This window comes from Nocardia sp. NPDC019323 (assembly GCF_044389845.1).
GTDB lineage: Bacteria > Actinomycetota > Actinomycetes > Mycobacteriales > Mycobacteriaceae > Nocardia > Nocardia implantans.
This window is the reverse complement of record NZ_JBIRYN010000008.1, coordinates 252,622-269,578: the sequence shown is the minus strand read 5'-3', so window position 1 is coordinate 269,578 and position 16,957 is coordinate 252,622. Positions and strand designations below refer to the sequence as shown.

The window sequence follows — 16,957 nt, the reverse complement described above, 5'->3', positions numbered from 1 at the left end:
GACACGGCCGGACCGGAGGCGGACACCGCACCGGCCTCGGTTCCGGCCCGGTCCTCCGGCCTGCGGCGAACCGGCAAGGGCGGCGGCGATTCTCGCCACAGCGCGTTGCTGCGCTACCTCGGCGTCCGCCTGCTGCTGATACCGGTGACCGCGTTGATCCTGGTCACGGTCGTGTTCTTCCTGATGCGCGTGGTCGGCGATCCGATCAGCGCGGCGATGGGCGGACGCATGACCCAGGAACAGATCGAGGCGCGCAAGGAGGCGGCCGGGCTGAACCGGCCGATCCTGACCCAGTACGGGGACTACCTGTCCGGGCTCCTGCACGGGGATCTCGGCCGCTCCCAGGACAACCGGGAAATCAGCGAGGTGGTGGTCACCTACGGCGCCGCCTCGCTGGAGCTGGTGTGCTGGGCGCTGGTCGTCGCGTTCGCGATCGGCGTCCCGCTGGGCAGATACGCCGCCACCCGGCGGGATTCACCCGCCGATACGACACTGCGGTTGCTGGCCATCTTGTTCTACGCCGCACCGGTGTTCTTCGTCGGCCTGCTGCTGAAGCTGGTGTTCGCGGTGCGCTTGGGCTGGCTGCCGGTGGCGGGCCGGGCCAGCACCAATGTGGAGCTGCGACTGCAGCATGTCTCGCCGAAGACCAACATCATGGTGATCGACGCGATGCTCTACGGCGACGCCGGATATCTGATCGACGTGCTGAAACACGCCGTGCTGCCCGCCATCGCGCTCGGCTTGCTCACCGCGGGCATCTTCCTGCGGCTGGTGCGGATCAACCTGATCCAGACCCTCCGCGCCGACTACGTGGACGCGGCGCGGGCCCGTGGGCTGTCCCGCCGAGTGGTGACCGGGCGGCACGCCTTCCGCAACGCGCTCATCCCGATCGTCACGGTGATGGGCATGCAGATCGCCATGATGCTCGGCGCCTCGGTGCTCACCGAGACCACGTTCGAGTGGAAGGGCCTCGGCTACCAGTTCGCGCAGTACCTGTCGGCGCGCGACTTCATCGCCGTGCAGGGCATCGTCGCGTTCATCGCGCTCATCGTGGCGGTGATGAGCTTCCTGGTCGACGTGCTGGTGGCGCTGATCGATCCGAGGGTGAGGTTCTGATGACCGCTCCGGAATTGCTGAACGAACCTTTCGTCCCCCCGCCCGCGGCGCGCCGGGGTGTGCCGGGCCTGCGGCTGTTCGCGATGACCGCCGGTTTGCAGCGTGCGACGCTGGTCCTCGGGCTCGCCCTGGTCGGTCTGTTCGTCGTGGCCGCACTCTTCGCTCCGTTGATCGCGCCGTACGGATTCGCCCAGAGCGCCTCCGACGGCGTCGATTTCGTGCGCCAGCAGGCGCCGTCGGCCGAGCATTGGTTCGGCACCTCGGTGCGCGGGGAAGACGTGTTCTCCCGGGTGGTCTACGGCGCGCGGACCGCCTTGTGGGTGATCGCGATCTCGCTGGTGCTCTCGCTGGTGATCGGGGTGCCGCTCGGCCTGCTGTCCGGCTATGTCGGCCGGTGGCCGGACCGATTGCTCGTGCTGTTCATGGACGCGATGTACGCCTTCCCGACGCTGCTGCTCGCGATCGTGGTGTCCATCGTGGTCGCGGGCGGTCGCTCGACCAGCTTGGGCGGTGTGCTGTCCGCGGCGGTGGCGATCACGGCGGTCTTCGTCCCGCAGTACTTCCGGGTGGTGCGTAACGCGACCGTGGCCGTGAAGCAGGAGCCGTACGTCGACGCGGCGCGGGTGACCGGCGCGTCGACCACGCGCATCCTGTTCCGGCACATCCTGGCCAATGTCACCCAATCGCTGCCGGTGATCATCACGCTCAACGGGTCAGAGGCCATCCTCACCCTGGCCGGCCTGGGCTTCCTCGGTTTCGGCATCGAGCCGACCCAGGCCGCGGAGTGGGGTTTCGACCTGAACAAAGCGCTGCCGGACGTGTCCAACGGCATCTGGTGGACCGGCGTCTTTCCCGGTGTCGCCATCGTGCTCGTCGTGCTCGGCATGACCTTGGTCGGCGAGAGTCTCAACGAAGTGCTGAATCCGGTCCTGCGCACCCGTCGTGCGGCGGCGGTCGCGGCCGGTCCGGACGGCAGGAAGGACGCGACCGATGCCTGAGTCATCCGCCGTGGACCGGGGCCGTCCCGCCCTGTCCGTCGAGTCGTTGTCGGTCACCTTCGCCACCGACGCGGGGCCGGTGCACGCCGTCACCGACGTCTCCTACGAGGTCTATCCCGGCGAAGTGCTGGCCATTGTCGGGGAGTCCGGTTCGGGCAAGTCCGTGAGCTCGCGCACGGCGATGGGATTGCTGCCGGAGACGGCCACGGTGCGCGGCCTGGTCACCCTGGGAGCCGAGCAGGTCACCGCGATGAACGATCAGCAGCTCACCGCATTGCGCGGCGGCGCGGTCTCGATGGTGTTCCAGGAGCCCGGCTCGGCCCTCGACCCGCTGTTCACCGTCGGTTTCCAGATCGGGGAGGCGCTGCGCGCCCACACCGATCTGTCCAAGAAGGCCGCCAAGGCGCGGGCGGTGGAGTTGCTGCGGCTGGTCGGGCTGCCCGATCCGGAGCACCGGGTGGACTACTACCCGCATCAGCTGTCCGGCGGGCAGAAACAACGCGTGATGATCGCCATCGCCATCGCCTGCGAGCCGAAGGTGATCATCGCCGACGAACCGACCACGGCGCTGGACGTCACGGTGCAGGCCGAGATCCTGGCGCTGCTACGAGACCTGCGCGACCGGATAGGCAGCGCGATCGTGCTGATCACCCACAACATGGGCGTGGTCGCCGACATCGCAGACCGCGTGGTGGTGATGCGCGACGGCGCGGTGGTCGAACAGGCGCCGGTGGACGAGCTGTTCGCCCGTCCCACGGCCGATTACACCCGCACCCTGCTGGCCGCGGTACCTCACCTGGGCAGCGAGCAGATCGCGCACGGACCGTCCGGATCCGCCGGGTCGGAAGGCGCCCCGGTGCTCGAGGTCCGTGATCTCGTGGTCGAATTCCCCGGGCCGTTCGGCCGGCCGCGTTTGCGCGCCGTCGACGGGGTGAGCCTGCGCATCGGTCCCGGCGAGACGCTCGGCCTGGTCGGTGAGTCCGGATCGGGCAAGTCCACCATCGGCCGCTGCGTCGCGGCGCTGCAACGGCCGACCTCCGGGACGGTGCGGGTGCGCGGGCAGGACATCGTGGGGCTGTCCCCGCGCAGGCTGCGGCCGATCCGGCGACGTTTCGGGTTCGTCTTCCAGGACCCGGCCAGTTCGCTGAACCCCCGGCTCACCGTGGGGGAGTGCGTGGCCGAACCGCTGCTGGTGCACAAGGCGGGAAGCGCGGCGGAGATCCGCGCCCGGGTGCGCAGGCTGCTCGACGACGTGCGGTTGCCCGCGGGCGCCGAACGCCGCTACCCGCACGAGTTGTCCGGCGGTCAGCGTCAGCGCGCCAGCCTGGCCCGCGCCCTGATCCTCGACCCCGACCTGCTGGTCGCCGACGAACCGACCAGCGCCCTGGACGTCTCGGTGCAGGCGGCGGTGCTGGAACTGTTCGGTGAGCTGCAACGCGAATGCGGCTGGGCCTGCCTGTTCATCAGCCACGACTTGGCGGTGGTGGACCAGCTCGCCGACCGGATCACGGTCCTGCGCGACGGCGCTGTGGTCGAAGAGGGCGATCGGAATCGCATTCTGCGCGCCCCACAAGAGGACTACACCCGCCGCCTGGTCGCCGCGGTGCCGGTACCGGATCCGGTGCGGCAACGCCGCCGCCGGGCACGAGCGGCGCGGCTCTACGGCGACGAGACGGACTGATCGCCCGCTTTACGGTTGGCTCTGCCCTATTGTCAAGAGGGCGAGCCAACACCGGTGCGGGGTCGTTATCCGGCTCCGGTAGCGTGAGCAGGCATCTATCCGCCGATTCGGTTTGGAGCTTTCCCCGAAAATGACTGAACAGACCCCCAGTGGTGGTGCTTCGTACGCCGCGGCAGGCGTGGACATCGAGGCAGGTGACCGCGCAGTCGAGTTGTTCGGACCATTGGCGAAGAAGGCGACCCGGCCCGAGGTCCAAGGCGGCCTCGGCGGCTTCGCCGGGCTGTTCGCGCTCAAGGGCGGCTACCGTGAACCGTTGCTGGCGGCCTCCACCGACGGCGTCGGCACCAAGATCGCGGTGGCGCAGGCGATGGACAAACACGACACCGTCGGCCTCGACCTGGTCGCCATGGTGGTGGACGACCTCGTGGTCTGCGGCGCGGAGCCGCTGTTCCTCCAGGACTACATCGCCATCGGCAAGGTGGTCCCGGAGAAGGTCGCCGAACTCGTCTCCGGCATCGCCGAGGGTTGTGTGCGCGCCGGGTGCGCGCTGCTCGGCGGCGAGACCGCCGAGCATCCGGGGCTGATGGACCCGGACGACTACGACCTGTCCGCCACCGGCGTCGGCGTGGTCGAGGCCGACGCGGTGCTCGGGCCGGACCGGGTCCGTCCCGGCGACGTGGTGATCGCCATGGGGTCTTCCGGACTGCACTCCAACGGCTACAGCCTGGCCCGCAAGGTGTTGCTGGAGATCGACCGCATGTCGCTCACCGGACACGTCGAGGAATTCGGCCGCACCCTGGGCGAGGAACTGCTCGAGCCGACCAGGATCTACGCCAAGGACTGCCTCGCGCTGATCGCCGAGACCGATGTGCGCACCTTCGCCCATGTCACCGGCGGTGGCCTGGCGGCGAACCTAGCCCGGGTGCTGCCCGCGGGCATGGTGGCCGAGCTGGACCGCGGCACCTGGAATCCGGCGCCGGTGTTCAAGATGATCGCCCAGCGCGGCCGGGTGGAGCGGCCCGAGATGGAGAAGACGTTCAACATGGGCGTCGGCATGGTCGCCGTCGTCGCTCCGGAGGACGTGGACCGGGCGCTGGCGGTGCTGACCGCGCGGCACATCGAGTGCTGGACGCTGGGCACGGTCAAGAAGGCCAAGGACGCCGACGCGGTGCGCGCCGTCCTGGTCGGTGAGCATCCGCGGTTCTGATCCACGGCGAAGACACGTCAGAGTCCCGCATCCGCGTTCGATGCGGGACTCCGGTGTCTTGCAAGCCTTTTCGGCGCCAGGGACGTCAACCCGCGACAACGCCCGAAGGGGGAGGCCCGTCGGCCTCCCCCTTCGGCGTAATTCCGAGTCAGCGGCGCCAGTCGTCGTAGTCGTCCTCGTCCCAGCGGGACAAGGAGTCGTCCGCGTCGTGCTCATCGGACAGCACACCACCCCGCTGGGAGTTGGGGCTTCCCGAAAGCTCGCGCTGAAGGCTCGCGAAGTCGGTCGTGGGCGAGCTGTACTTCAGCTCGCGTGCGACCTTGGTCTGCTTTGCCTTAGCCCGGCCACGGCCCATGGCTGACCCCCTCGCGTCACAGCGGGGCGGCCTGGGGTTTGGTGGCGGCCCCGTTCGAATTAATACTCTTCCTGACAGACACTTTAGCGTGTGTCCGGCGGTCTCGCTTCCAGGAGTGGGTGAAGAACTCCGGAACCGGTGCCGTTTGCCCGCTTGTCGCCCTGCCGTGGAATACCTAGACCACCCCCGGTATCGCGCGAATCACACCCACTCGTGCGCCTCCGCCGAGCACCGCGGGGGCCGCCAGCTCCGCGTGCGCGTCGGTCCACTCGATCCCCATTCGATGCAGAATCGCCAGCGTCAGCGGCATTCGCGCGCGATCGTGCCCGTCTTCGATCTTGTACGCGAAAGCCGATCCGTCCGGCAGCGCCCCCGCGTGCACGCCGTCCGCGCCGATCTTGCACACCAGCCCCGGAGTGGCCCGCATGGTCAGTAGATCGGGCGCGTTCGTGCCGGAAATCACTCGCGGGTGCGCCCGCACCGCGTCGGCGACCCGCCGTTCCGGGCTCCCCGGCTCGGCCGTGGCCATGGCCGAGAACACCCGCGCGAGGTTGACCAGGGACACCGGGATGATCGGCAATCCGCAGCCGTCGATGCCGAGATCGGCTTCCGGCTCGCCGGTCAGCTCGGCCACGGTCGCGATCACCGCGCGCTGCAGCGGATGCGCCCTGTCCTGGTAGCCCTCGGTCGGCCAGCCGTTGATCGCACAGGTCGCGAGCATTGCCGCGTGCTTGCCCGAGCAGTTCATGTAGATCGGGTGCGGCTGTCCTCCGCCGGACAGCAGCGCGGTGCGCGCGCCCTCGTCGTACGGCAGATCGGCCGGACAGGCCAAGGACGAATCGGGCAGGCCGAACCGGTCCAGCAGCCTGCGGACCAGCGCGACATGGTCGGGCTCGCCGTAGTGCGAGGCCGTGGCGATGGCGAGCTCGGCGTCGTCGACCGGTTGAAAACCATTGCGCAGCAAGGTGATCGCCTGCATCGGTTTGTTCGTCGAGCGCGGGAAGATCGGCAGATGCACTTCGCCGAGTTCGAGGGTGGGCTCGCCCGCGGCGTCGAGCACCACCACCGAGCCGCGGTGCACGCATTCGCGGAAGCCCGAGCGGACCACCTCGACCAGTTCCACACTCACGATTTCGCTCCCGTGCCGATGTCGTCGGTGCTTGCTGTCACGTGGCGGTGCGCGGCGGCGCGCCCGGCGTTGCCATGCCTGCGCGCGTGCCGTCGCACCTGCATACGCACGTCGTCGGAGATAGTCGGCTCGTCGGCGAGCAGGATCGCCAACAGGTCCGGATCGGCGCCGGTGAACAGGTCGCGGACCGTGACGCCGTGCGCGGGGACGTGCACCACCGAGATCCGGTCGCCCGCTCCGATCGTGCCCTCGGTGAGCACCCGCAGGTAGGCGCCGGTGTCGCTGCGCAGGGCGAACCGTTTGACCCACTGCTGCTCGCCGCTCCAGTGCTGGAACGTGGCGCACGGCACGCGCGGAGCGCTCACCTCCAGCAAGGTGTCGCCGACCGACCAGCGCGCGCCGATCACCGAGTCGCTGACGGGGAGGCCGCGCACGCGCAGGTTTTCGCCGAACCAGCCCGCGGGCAGTTCCCGGCCCAGCTCCGTGCCCCAGCGGCGGGCGTCCTCGTCGGCGTAGGCGTAGACGGCTTGGTGGACGCCACCGTGGTCCTTGGTGTTGCAGACGTGATCGCCATCCAAGCCCAAGGCGCGCACCGCGACCCGTCCCGCCACCGGCCGCTTGTCGATGGCACTGCGACCGACTCGACCCGGCACCTCGATATCGGCGTGCACCACGCACGCCGCGAGCACCTCTCCGGAATCACCGACGCGCATGAACGGCGCTCCTCTCGTCTGGAATGGGGAGCTCGGCATCGAGCAAAGGTGCGGATGACGGCTGAGGGAAGGCCCTCGCCTGCCGGTGGTCGGTCAACAGGTCAGCGCCCGCGCAGCCGGTCGACCGCGAGACGGCCCGCCTGCGGTTCGTCGTCGGCGGGCACCGAGTCGGGATCGATGGACGCCGCGACCGGGCCCGCGACCAGCGCGGTGTCGGCCGGAACCGCGCGCTTGATCAGCGCGAGGGCGATCGGACCCAGTTCGTAGTGGTCGACGACCGTGCCGAGCCTGCCGACCGCGCGGCCGCCCGCGGTGACGTCGTCGCCGGTGGCCGGGCGTTCGTCCGCCGAGCCGTCCAGGTGCAGCAGCAGCAGGTGCCGCGGCGGCTTGCCGAGATTGTGGACCCTGGCCACCGTCTCCTGGCCGCGGTAGCAACCCTTGTCCAGGTGGACCGCTCCGTGTTCGGCGACGCCGCCGATCCAGCGAGCCTCGTGCGGGATGGTCCGCTCGTCGGTGTCCAGCCCGATCCGCGGGCGCACGGCCGCGACTCGCAACGCCTCGAACGCCCACATTCCGGCGGGGACGGCGCCCGCCGCGGTGAGCCGGTCCCACAGGCCGGTCAGCTGGTCACGCGGGACGACCAGATCGAAGGACTCGGCCGTCGGCCACGGCATCCGGCGCAGGAATCCGCCGCCGGGCAGCGGGGTGGCCTCGTAGACCTCGGGAAGGGCGGTGATGCCCAGCGTCTCGGTCAGCGCGGCCACACCTCGGCCGAGCAGGCTCAGCACCGCGTGGTCGGCGGCTTCCGGCTTGGCATCGGCCCAGAAGACCATCTTCTGCAGGAACGCCAGCAGGTCGGGTCCGCGCTCGGCCTCGGTATCGATCCAGACGGTCCCGTCCAGTTCGGTGAGCACGAAGTGATGCTGGACCCGGCCGTTCAGATCGAGGTCGAGGTTCTCGGCGGACTGCCCGTCGCCGAGGGCGGCGACATGCTGGCTGGAGATGGTGTGCAGCCAGGTCAGTCGCTCGCCGCCGGTGATGCGCAGAACGAATCGGTGCGACCGGTCGACGATCGCGGCGCGCTGTACCGCCGCGCGCTGCTCGCCGAACGGATCGCCGTAGTGCCAGGCGACGGCGGCGTCGGGCGAACCCGCCGCTCCCGCGACGGCTCCCGACACACTGAGGATGGGGCTGGGCGCAACGACCACGGACACCTCTCCCACTCTAGGCGGGCCCGCCCGGCCGTGCGCGAACCGGGCCACGGCGTCGCGGAACGGCATAGCGGATCGGCATTGTCCGAGCATTACGGCGGACCTCATGGGGAGGCCGCACAAAAGGTCTGGCAAAAGCGGCCGTGACATAGGCATTGTCCGCTCACACCGCCTACGCTCGTCGCATGGTGGATCGAGTTCTGGTAACTCTCGATGGCGCGGTCCGAGATGCGGATGCGCCGTTGTTGTTTGCGGACGATATTGGCGTATTGCGTGGCGACGGTGTCTTCGAAACGGTGCTCGTGCGCGCGGGAGTCGCGTGCGCGATCGAATTTCATCTAGGCAGATTGCGTCGCTCCGCACAAGCGCTCGATCTGCCCGAGCCCGAATTGGGCAAATGGCGCGAGGCGGTGGAGACCGCGGCCAAGGAGTGGGGCAGCGAACGCGAAGGCGTGATGCGGCTGGTGCTCACCCGCGGCCGCGACTGCGAGCTGGCCGGCACGCCCGACAAGGTGAAGACCGGCGACCTCGCCGCCGCCGTGCCGGTGCCGACCGCTTTCGTGCTCGTGGTGCCGGTGCCGGAGCGGGTCGAGAAGGCTCGCACCGAAGGCGTCGCCGTGGTGTCTTTGTCGCGCGGCATCTCGATCGACCTCGCCCAGGCCGCGCCGTGGCAGCTGCTCGGGGCCAAGACGCTGTCCTATGCCACCAATATGGCCGCCCTCCGGTTCGCCGCGCGCATGGGCGCGGATGACGTGATCTTCACCAGCACGGAGAACCGGGTGCTGGAGGGACCGCGCTCCACCGTGGTGATCGCCCGCGACAAGCAGTTGATCACCCCGCCCGCGAAGAACGGGGTGCTGCCCGGCGTCACCCAGCGCGCGCTGTTCGCCGAAGCCGAGAAGGCGGGCTGGCAATGCCGCTACGACTCGCTGTTCACCGCCGATCTGCTCACCTGCGACAGCATCTGGATGCTGTCGAGCATTTCGCTTGCGGCGCGGGTCAATTCGCTGGACGGGCTGCGGATGTCCGCGCCGGACAACGCCGAAGAGATCATCGGGCTGGTCGATCGCGGCATCGAGCGAGCGGGAGCCATCGGCGACTGGTGACGCTCCCCCCGTCTCTCCGCGTATTCAGGCCGTACTGGTGGGGAGACGGGTGGGTTGGTCACAGGTCCTGCGTGGGGTGCCGCGCGAGTTCTGGGCGTACCCGGTGAGTTACCCACGTGCTTGCGAGATCAGTTGTCGCGTCGGCTGGGTTGCCCTCTCGCGTCGGCTGGCGTGATCGCTCGTGTCGGCTGTTCGGCCCAGCCGCGCTCTGTGGGGTGGACGGCACCTGGCCGGGTCGGCTTGGCGCAGCGTGAAGGCGTGGTCGGTCGTGTCGGCTGGGTGATCGGTCGTGTCGGTCGGTGTGTTCGGGCCGGTGTGACGAAGTGTGTCGGTCGGGTGTGATCGGTCGCGTGGGCCGGGGCGGATGGCAGCGGCGTCGTGGTGATCGGCGTCGCTGCGTGATCTCCGTCCTACTCGGGCGGGTGCGGGGCGGCGATGAGCACGGAAAACAGGCTGCGACAGGGGGAATCACCCCTGGTAGCGTGGCCTAGGACGCATTGTCGGCCCGCTGCTGCGGCGTAGGCTTACTACGACATGTAGTAGATACGCAGGAGGCCGGCTTGAACGCCTTGGACATCTCCCGATGGCAGTTCGGCATCACCACCGTTTATCACTTCCTCCTGGTGCCGCTGACCATCGGGCTCGCGCCGCTGGTGGCGGCCATGCAGACGGCCTGGGTCGTCACCGGCAAGCAGCACTGGCTGCGACTGACCAAGTTCTTCGGCAAGCTGTTCCTGATCAACTTCGCCCTCGGCGTCGCGACCGGCATCGTGCAGGAGTTCCAGTTCGGCATGAACTGGAGCGAGTACTCCCGATTCGTCGGTGACGTGTTCGGCGCTCCGCTCGCACTGGAAGGCCTGATCGCTTTCTTCATGGAGTCGACCTTCCTCGGGCTGTGGATCTTCGGCTGGACCCGGTTGCCGAAAGTGCTGCACCTCGGCGCGATCTGGATGGTCGCGATCGGCGTGAACGCCTCGGCGTACTTCATCGTCGCGGCCAACTCGTTCATGCAGCATCCGGTCGGCGCCCGCTACAACCCGGAAACCGGGCGCGCGGAACTGGAGAGCATCGTGCAGGTGCTCACCAACAACACATTGCTGGCGGCTTTCCCGCACGTGGTGGCCGGTTCCTTCCTCACGGCGGGCACCTTCGTCATGGGCATCGCTGGCTGGTGGATGGTGCGCAACGCGCGCAGCGGCGACCCGGTGAAAACGGCCGAGGCGCGCCAGATGTGGCGGCCGGCGGCGCGGGCGAGCATCGTCGTGGTGATCGCGGCGATGGGCGCTCTGGTCTACACCGGCGACGTGCAGGGCAAGCTGATGTTCGAGCAACAGCCGATGAAGATGGCGTCGGCGGAATCGCTGTGCCACACCGCCTTGGATCCCGATTTCTCCGTGCTCACCGTCGGCACGCACAACAACTGCGACAGCGTGACGCATGTGCTCGAAGTGCCCTATGTGCTGCCGTGGCTGGCGAAAGGGGAGTTCACCGGCGTGACGCTGGACGGCGTCGTCGACCTGCAGAAGACCTACAACGAGAAGTTCGGCGTCGGTGACTACCGGCCCAACCTGTTCGTCACCTACTGGTCGTTCCGCGCCATGATCGGGCTGTCGGCGGGGTCGGCGCTGCTCGCGCTGGCCGGACTGTGGCTGACCCGCCGCGGACGGGTGCCGGACCAGCGGTGGTTCTCCTGGCTGAGCCTGCTGGCCATCCCCACCCCGTTCCTGGGCAACAGCGCCGGGTGGGTGTTCACCGAGATGGGGCGGCAGCCCTGGGTGGTGGCGCCCAACCCCACCGGCGATCCGAACCTGCGCCTGACCGTGCAGCAGGGCGTCTCGGATCACGCGCCGGGCGTCGTGCTGTTCTCGCTGATCGTCTTCACCCTGCTGTACGGCGCGCTGGCGCTCGTGTGGTTCTTCCTGATGCGCCGCTACGTCGTCCACGGACCCGATCCGGCCGCGCCCGCCGCGGTCGAACCGCACGACACGGACGCGGCGTCGGGCGGCCGCCGCGCCGAAGAGCCCGCTGTCGAACAACTTTCGTTCGCCTACTAGGAGCCGGCGATGAGTTTGCAAGAGTTCTGGTTCGTCCTGATCGGTGTGTTGTTCACCGGCTACTTCGTGCTGGAGGGCTTCGATTTCGGCGTCGGCATGCTCATGCCGATCCTCGGCAAGGGCTCCGACCGGCGCAGGCGCGCGGTGCTCAACACGATCGGGCCGGTGTGGGACGCCAACGAGGTCTGGCTGATCACCGCGGGCGCCGCGATGTTCGCCGCCTTCCCGGAGTGGTACGCCAGCCTGTTCTCCGGGTTCTATCTGGCGTTGCTGCTGGTGCTCGTCGCGCTGATCCTGCGCATCTGCGCCATCGAGTACCGCGGCAAGATCGATGACCCGCGCTGGCGCGCCCGCTGCGACATCGGCATCGGCATCGGCTCCTGGGTGCCCGCGCTGGCTTGGGGCTGGGTGTTCGCGAATGTCGTGCGCGGGGTCCCGCTGAACGAGAAGAAGCAGTTCGCGGGCTCGGTGGCGGACCTGTTCGGGCCCTACGCCCTGCTCGGCGGGCTGGCGACCGGACTGTTGTTCGCCTTGCACGGAGCGATGTTCCTGGTGCTCAAGACCGCGGGCGAGGTTCGCGACGACGCCCGGCGCACCGCTCGGCTGCTGCTGGTACCGGCCGTGGTCGTCGTCGGCGGATTCGGGTTGTGGACCCAGCTGGCCCACGGGACCGGCTGGACCTGGATCCCGCTGGGGCTGGCGGTGCTCGGCTTGGTCGTGGCGGCGGCGGCCGATGTCGCTCAGCGCGACGGGTGGGCGTTCACCGGCACCACGGTGACCGTCGCGGCGGCGACCGCGCTGCTGTTCGGTTCGCTGTTTCCCGCGGTGCTTCCCTCGACGATCGATGCGGCGTTCGACCTGACGGTCTACAACGCGTCCTCGACGCCGTACACGCTGAAGGTGATGAGCTGGGCCGCGGCGCTGGTCACGCCGGTCGTGCTGGTGTACCAGGGTTGGACGTACTGGGTGTTCCGCAAGCGGATCACCGTCGAGCAGATCCCGCCCCCGGTCGGCCTGCCCCTGCGGACAGCGCGGGATTGACGTCATGGCCCGCCCGCCGGTCGATCCCCGTTTGTGGCGCTATGCCCGCTCGGCGCGTAGCTACCTCGCGCTGAGCGTGGCGCTGTCGCTGGTCGTCACCGGCGCGATCGTGGTCGCGGCGGTGCTGATCGGACGGGTGCTCGCGGGCGTGGTCACCGATCCGGCCGCGCGCACGCTCGGCGTGTGGACGGCCGAACTGGTCGGACTCGCGGTCGCGATCGCCTGCCGGGTGCTCGCCACCTGGTGGCAATCCCGGCTCGCGCACCGAGCGGGCGCGAGCGTGGTGGCGGAGTTGGAAGGCGCGGTGCTCGGCGCGGGGGCTCGGCTGTCGCCTCGCGAACTGGACGCGCGCCGAACCGAATTGGCCGTCGTCGTCGGCACGGGCTTGTCCGGGCTGCGCGGGTATCTGGTCGGCTACCTGCCCGCGCTGCTGCTGGCGGTGCTGGTCCCGCCGATCGTGCTCGCGGTCATCGCGGCACACGATCCGGCTTCCGGCGTGATCGTGGTGATCACCTTGCCGCTCATCCCGATCTTCATGATCCTCATCGGGCTGCTCACCCAAGGGCGTGCCGAAGCCACGCTCGCGGCCACCACCCGGTTGTCGGACCAACTGCTCGATCTGTTCGCGGGCATGCCGACGCTGCGTGCGCTGGGGCGGGAGAGCGGCGAGGCGGCACCGGACCAGCGGGGCGAGCCCGGACGCACCATGCAGCACCGCGTCCGCGCTCTCGGTGACGCCTTGCGCGAACGCACCATGCGCGCGCTGCGCATGGCCTTCTTGTCCTCGATGGTGCTGGAACTGCTCGCGACCCTGAGCGTCGCGCTGATCGCGGTCTCCATCGGCCTGCGGCTGGTGTTCGGCGAGATGAGCCTCTACGCGGGCCTGGTGGCGCTGGTGCTCGCCCCGGAGGTGTACCTGCCGCTACGCATGGTGGGCGAACGATTCCACGCCGCCCAGGACGGCATGGCGGCCGCGGACCGAGCGTTCGCGATCCTCGAGTCCACCCCTGCCGAGCGGGTCGCCAGCCAACTCGGCCATGCCATGCCGGGCGCGCCGCTCGTCCCCGATGCCGCCGACAACGCGGTGCCGAGCCTGGTCGGCCCGTGTGCGGCCGCGCCCGACGGATCGGCCCGCGTCGACACCGGCAACGGCCGCCGCACCGCGTTGGAGGGAGCCTCGACGACGGCTCACCTCAGCGGCGCCGTGGGCCCCGACGCGGCGGCAACGACGACTCGGGGCGAACTGGCTGAGGGGTTGTCCGGACACGGCGTGAAAGGCGCAGCGGCGCGTACCGGTGGTGAGCCGGGCGAGTCGGCGCCCGCCGGTACTTACGACGGCCGCACCGAGCCGGGGGGAGTGTCGGCGACGGCTTACTACAGCAGCGCCGTGGGTTCCGGCGCGGTGGCGACTCGGGGCGAGTTGGTCGAGGGGCTACCCGGCGAGGGTGTGCATGGTGAGGTGGCGGTCGTCGGTGAGTCGGCGCGCGTCGGTACACCCGACCGCCGCACCGCGCCCGAGGCAGTCGAGGCGACGGCCGGTCGCCGCGGCCTTGTCGGCCCTGGCACGGTCGAACTTCGCGACCTCTGGGTCCGAGCACGCGACGGGTTCGCCCCCGCGGGGCTGTCGGCGATCTTGCGGCCGGCTGCGGTCACGGTGCTCGCCGGTGCCAATGGAAGCGGGAAATCGACCGCGGTGCAGGCTATTCTGGGCCTGATCACGCCCGACCAGGGCGCTGTGACGGTCGACGGTGTCGACGTGCGGGAACTGGACCCGGAGCGATGGTGGGCACGCGTGGCCTGGCTGCCGCAGCGTCCGGTTCTGGTGCCGGGCACGCTGCGGGACAACCTCGAATTGCTCGGCGCGCGCACGGCGGACCACGCCGCACGCGGTCCGGTGCGGGTCGTAGACGATCTCGAAGCCGCTTGCCTGGCAACCGGGTTCGACGCCGTGCTCGACGATCTGCCCGAGCGCTGGGACACCGTGGTCGGCCCCGGCGGCATCGGCCTTTCCCTCGGCCAGCGGCAACGCCTCGCGCTTACCAGGGTGCTGGCCACGGAGCGCCCGATCCTGCTGCTGGACGAGCCCACCGCACACCTCGACGCCGCCGCCGAAGCCACCGTGCTGGCCGCACTTCGGGCCCGCGCCCGTGCGGGCGCGACGGTGATCGTCATCGGTCATCGCCCAACCGTGCTGGCCGCCGCCGACCATGTCGTAGAGGTGCACTCGGACCGAGCGGAGGTCCCCCGACGTGTTCGCTGATCTGCGCCGCATGTGGGCGCTGCTGGAATTGTCCCGCTGGCGGGTCGCGGTGGCGATCGGGTGGGGCGTGCTGGCGCTGGGTAGCGGGCTCGGACTCGCGGCGCTGGCGGCCTGGTTGATCGCGCGCGCCTGGCAGATGCCGCCGGTGCTGGACCTGAGCGTCGCCGTGGTCGCGGTGCGCGCGCTCGGCATCTCCCGCGGCCTGTGCCGGTACCTGGAACGGCTCGCCACACATGATGTCGCGCTGCGCGCCATGACGACCGCGCGAACCACGGTCTACCGGACGCTGGCTCGCTCGGATTTCTGGCTGCGCCGTCCCCGGGTCGCGGAGGACGGAGGCGACCGGACGGGGGTGAGGCCGCCGCGCCGCGGGGACCTCTTGGTCCGTATCGGCAGCGATATCGATGATCTGGGCGCAGTGGTGGTCCGCGTGTTCGTGCCGGTCGCGGTGGCCCTCGTGCTGTCGCTCGCGGCCGTCGGGCTCTTGGCGACAATTTCGCTCGCGGCCGCCGCGATCCTGGCAGGTGCGCTGGCCCTGTCGGGCATCGTCGCGCCGTGGTTGTCGGCAGAGGCGGCGTCCGAGGCGGAACGGGCTGTGCGCGCCGACCGGGCGGAGTTCACGGCCCAGGCCCTCACGGTGCTCGACCATGCCGCCGAACTGCGCGTCGCGGGCCGCCTCGACGCCGCCCTCGTCGCGGCGGGGGAAGCGTCGCGCCGCGCGGTCGCCGCGGAAGACCGGGCCGCCGCGCGCAGCGCCTGGTCGGCTGCCGCCACGCCGTTGTCCATCGGCGCCGCGGCACTCGGCGCCCTGCTCATCGGCATCACCCTCTACGGCCCGGACGGCGGCACTCCGGGCGCTATGACGCCGATGGCGCTCGTCGTCCTCGTCCTGCTACCGCTGTCGGCTTTCGAAGCGGTCGGCCCATTGCCCGCGGCAGCGCAAGCCCTGACCACGGCCCGTGCGGCGCTGCATCGCCTGGATCAGTTCGAACCCGATTCGCCCACAGCGTCGACGAACCCCGCACCGCGTGCCGTGCGTCCGCTGTCCACCGGAGGCGCGGCGAACGCCGCCGACCCCGCCGTCACCCCGGTATCCCGCCAGCTGACTTCCTGGGCCGGCGGTGACGGTACTTCCGCCGTCCTCCCGCCGCTTGCCGCGCGTTCGCTGCCGGCCGGCGGCGCGGCGAACGCCGCTGACCCAGCGGTCATCTCGCCATCCCGCCAGCTGACCTCCTGGACCGGCGGTGACAGTGCTTCCGCCGGAACCGACTCCCGCCCGCATTCCGGCGGCATCGACGCGGCTCCTTCGCAGCCCACGGGCGACGTCGGCTGGAAGGGATCTGCGGGCGCGGCCGACCCATCCGCCGCCCGGCTCGGAGCGGAACCGGAGCCGGGAGGGGAACCGGAACCTGGACGACCGTGGGCAAGCGTCTCCAACCCGGGCCGCCCCGTCGACGCGCGCGTGCCGGACCTCCCCGGTGGCCGCCGGATCGCCGTGGTCGGCCCCAGCGGCGCGGGCAAGACCACCCTGCTGATGCACTGGGCCGGATTGTTCGACACGCCCCGCCCCGGCGTCACCTTCTTCGCCGAGGACGCGCACCTGTTCGGCACATCCGTACTCGAGAATCTGCGGGTAGCCCGCGGTGACCTGACCGAGGAGGAAGCCGAAGCGGCATTGCGGAAGGCGGGTCTCGGCGACTGGCTGAACGGGCTGCCGCAGGGCGTGCACACCGATCTCGTCGGGGGAGCGGCAGCCGTGTCGGGCGGCCAGCGCCGCCGCATCCTGCTCGCCCGCGCACTGGCCGCGCCGGCGCGGGTGCTGCTGCTGGACGAACCGACGGAACACATGGAGGGCGAGGCGGGAGCGAAGTTGCTGCGCGATCTGCTCGACGCCGACAGCGGCCTCGTCGAATCGGACCGCACCGTGGTCGTCGTCACACATCAGCTACCGGAGGGGCATCGGGCCGACGCGGTACTGCGAATCTCCGCATCGGGGCAGGTCACGACCGACTTCACGGGGCGAGGAAGCGCCGATTCCGCCCACCGAGAAATTCCGTTGCCGAGCTACTGACGTATCGCTAGATTC

Annotated in this window: 14 protein-coding genes; 9 read left to right on the top strand and 5 right to left on the bottom strand. The window is 70.1% G+C overall.

Features of this window, described 5'->3' with window-relative positions; translation table 11 throughout:
• The first annotated feature begins 60 nt into the window (after window positions 1–60).
• From ACH49X_RS26865 to purM, 4 genes are all read left to right on the top strand, one after another.
• Window positions 61–1,116: an ABC transporter permease gene (locus tag ACH49X_RS26865; protein ID WP_195078416.1), complete on the top strand. Its 1,056-nt coding sequence runs from the start codon at window positions 61–63 to the stop codon at window positions 1,114–1,116.
• Complete coding sequence (locus ACH49X_RS26860; RefSeq protein ID WP_195078166.1) at window positions 1,116–2,114, top strand: ABC transporter permease; 999 nt, start codon at window positions 1,116–1,118, stop codon at window positions 2,112–2,114. Before ACH49X_RS26865 ends, ACH49X_RS26860 begins: the two co-directional genes overlap by 1 nt.
• Window positions 2,107–3,795 (top strand): ABC transporter ATP-binding protein, encoded by a 1,689-nt coding sequence (locus ACH49X_RS26855; RefSeq protein WP_357206584.1) that lies wholly within the window; start codon window positions 2,107–2,109, stop codon window positions 3,793–3,795. Before ACH49X_RS26860 ends, ACH49X_RS26855 begins: the two co-directional genes overlap by 8 nt.
• A gap of 130 nt (window positions 3,796–3,925) precedes the next feature.
• Window positions 3,926–5,002 carry a phosphoribosylformylglycinamidine cyclo-ligase gene (gene purM, locus ACH49X_RS26850; protein ID WP_195044398.1) on the top strand — a complete coding sequence of 359 codons (1,077 nt, stop codon included), beginning with the start codon at window positions 3,926–3,928 and terminating at the stop codon, window positions 5,000–5,002.
• A 148-nt stretch (window positions 5,003–5,150) separates the two neighbouring features.
• On the opposite strand, the gene ACH49X_RS26845 is transcribed toward purM, so the two are convergent.
• From ACH49X_RS26845 to ACH49X_RS26825, 5 genes are all read right to left on the bottom strand, one after another.
• Window positions 5,151–5,357 (bottom strand): DUF3073 domain-containing protein, encoded by a 207-nt coding sequence (locus ACH49X_RS26845; protein WP_067795154.1) that lies wholly within the window; start codon window positions 5,355–5,357, stop codon window positions 5,151–5,153.
• A 175-nt stretch (window positions 5,358–5,532) separates the two neighbouring features.
• Complete coding sequence (locus ACH49X_RS26840; RefSeq protein WP_195078168.1) at window positions 5,533–6,486, bottom strand: asparaginase; 954 nt, start codon at window positions 6,484–6,486, stop codon at window positions 5,533–5,535.
• A complete protein-coding gene (locus tag ACH49X_RS26835; protein WP_195078169.1) occupies window positions 6,483–7,199 on the bottom strand; it encodes an MOSC domain-containing protein in 717 nt (238 codons plus the stop codon). Before ACH49X_RS26835 ends, ACH49X_RS26840 begins: the two co-directional genes overlap by 4 nt.
• Before the next feature lie 101 nt (window positions 7,200–7,300).
• Window positions 7,301–8,413 (bottom strand): folate-binding protein, encoded by a 1,113-nt coding sequence (locus ACH49X_RS26830; protein ID WP_357206582.1) that lies wholly within the window; start codon window positions 8,411–8,413, stop codon window positions 7,301–7,303.
• A gap of 101 nt (window positions 8,414–8,514) precedes the next feature.
• On the bottom strand, window positions 8,515–8,748 hold the full coding sequence (locus ACH49X_RS26825; protein WP_323124170.1) for a hypothetical protein: 234 nt from the start codon (window positions 8,746–8,748) through the stop codon (window positions 8,515–8,517).
• On the opposite strand from ACH49X_RS26825, the gene ACH49X_RS26820 reads away from it, so the two are divergent.
• From ACH49X_RS26820 to ACH49X_RS26800, 5 genes are all read left to right on the top strand, one after another.
• Window positions 8,653–9,516 (top strand): aminodeoxychorismate lyase, encoded by an 864-nt coding sequence (locus ACH49X_RS26820; protein ID WP_324722429.1) that lies wholly within the window; start codon window positions 8,653–8,655, stop codon window positions 9,514–9,516. The genes ACH49X_RS26825 and ACH49X_RS26820 overlap by 96 nt on opposite strands.
• A gap of 560 nt (window positions 9,517–10,076) precedes the next feature.
• Window positions 10,077–11,570, top strand: a complete 1,494-nt coding sequence (locus ACH49X_RS26815; RefSeq protein ID WP_357110126.1) for a cytochrome ubiquinol oxidase subunit I — start codon at window positions 10,077–10,079, stop codon at window positions 11,568–11,570.
• Between the two features lie 9 nt (window positions 11,571–11,579).
• A complete protein-coding gene (gene cydB, locus ACH49X_RS26810; protein WP_195078173.1) occupies window positions 11,580–12,611 on the top strand; it encodes a cytochrome d ubiquinol oxidase subunit II in 1,032 nt (343 codons plus the stop codon).
• Between the two features lie 4 nt (window positions 12,612–12,615).
• Window positions 12,616–14,871 (top strand): ATP-binding cassette domain-containing protein, encoded by a 2,256-nt coding sequence (locus tag ACH49X_RS26805; RefSeq protein ID WP_357206580.1) that lies wholly within the window; start codon window positions 12,616–12,618, stop codon window positions 14,869–14,871.
• A complete protein-coding gene (locus tag ACH49X_RS26800) occupies window positions 14,861–16,942 on the top strand; it encodes an ATP-binding cassette domain-containing protein (RefSeq protein WP_357206578.1) in 2,082 nt (693 codons plus the stop codon). Before ACH49X_RS26805 ends, ACH49X_RS26800 begins: the two co-directional genes overlap by 11 nt.
• Window positions 16,943–16,957 lie beyond the last annotated feature (15 nt).

Coding starts and splice junctions, on each gene's coding strand:
- ACH49X_RS26825 (WP_323124170.1), bottom strand. CDS start 8,748: ATGAAATTCGATCGCGCACGCGACTCCCGCGCGCACGAGCACCGTTTC.
- ACH49X_RS26845 (WP_067795154.1), bottom strand. CDS start 5,357: ATGGGCCGTGGCCGGGCTAAGGCAAAGCAGACCAAGGTCGCACGCGAG.
- ACH49X_RS26855 (WP_357206584.1), top strand. CDS start 2,107: ATGCCTGAGTCATCCGCCGTGGACCGGGGCCGTCCCGCCCTGTCCGTC.
- ACH49X_RS26835 (WP_195078169.1), bottom strand. CDS start 7,199: ATGCGCGTCGGTGATTCCGGAGAGGTGCTCGCGGCGTGCGTGGTGCAC.
- ACH49X_RS26805 (WP_357206580.1), top strand. CDS start 12,616: ATGGCCCGCCCGCCGGTCGATCCCCGTTTGTGGCGCTATGCCCGCTCG.
- cydB (WP_195078173.1), top strand. CDS start 11,580: ATGAGTTTGCAAGAGTTCTGGTTCGTCCTGATCGGTGTGTTGTTCACC.
- ACH49X_RS26860 (WP_195078166.1), top strand. CDS start 1,116: ATGACCGCTCCGGAATTGCTGAACGAACCTTTCGTCCCCCCGCCCGCG.
- purM (WP_195044398.1), top strand. CDS start 3,926: ATGACTGAACAGACCCCCAGTGGTGGTGCTTCGTACGCCGCGGCAGGC.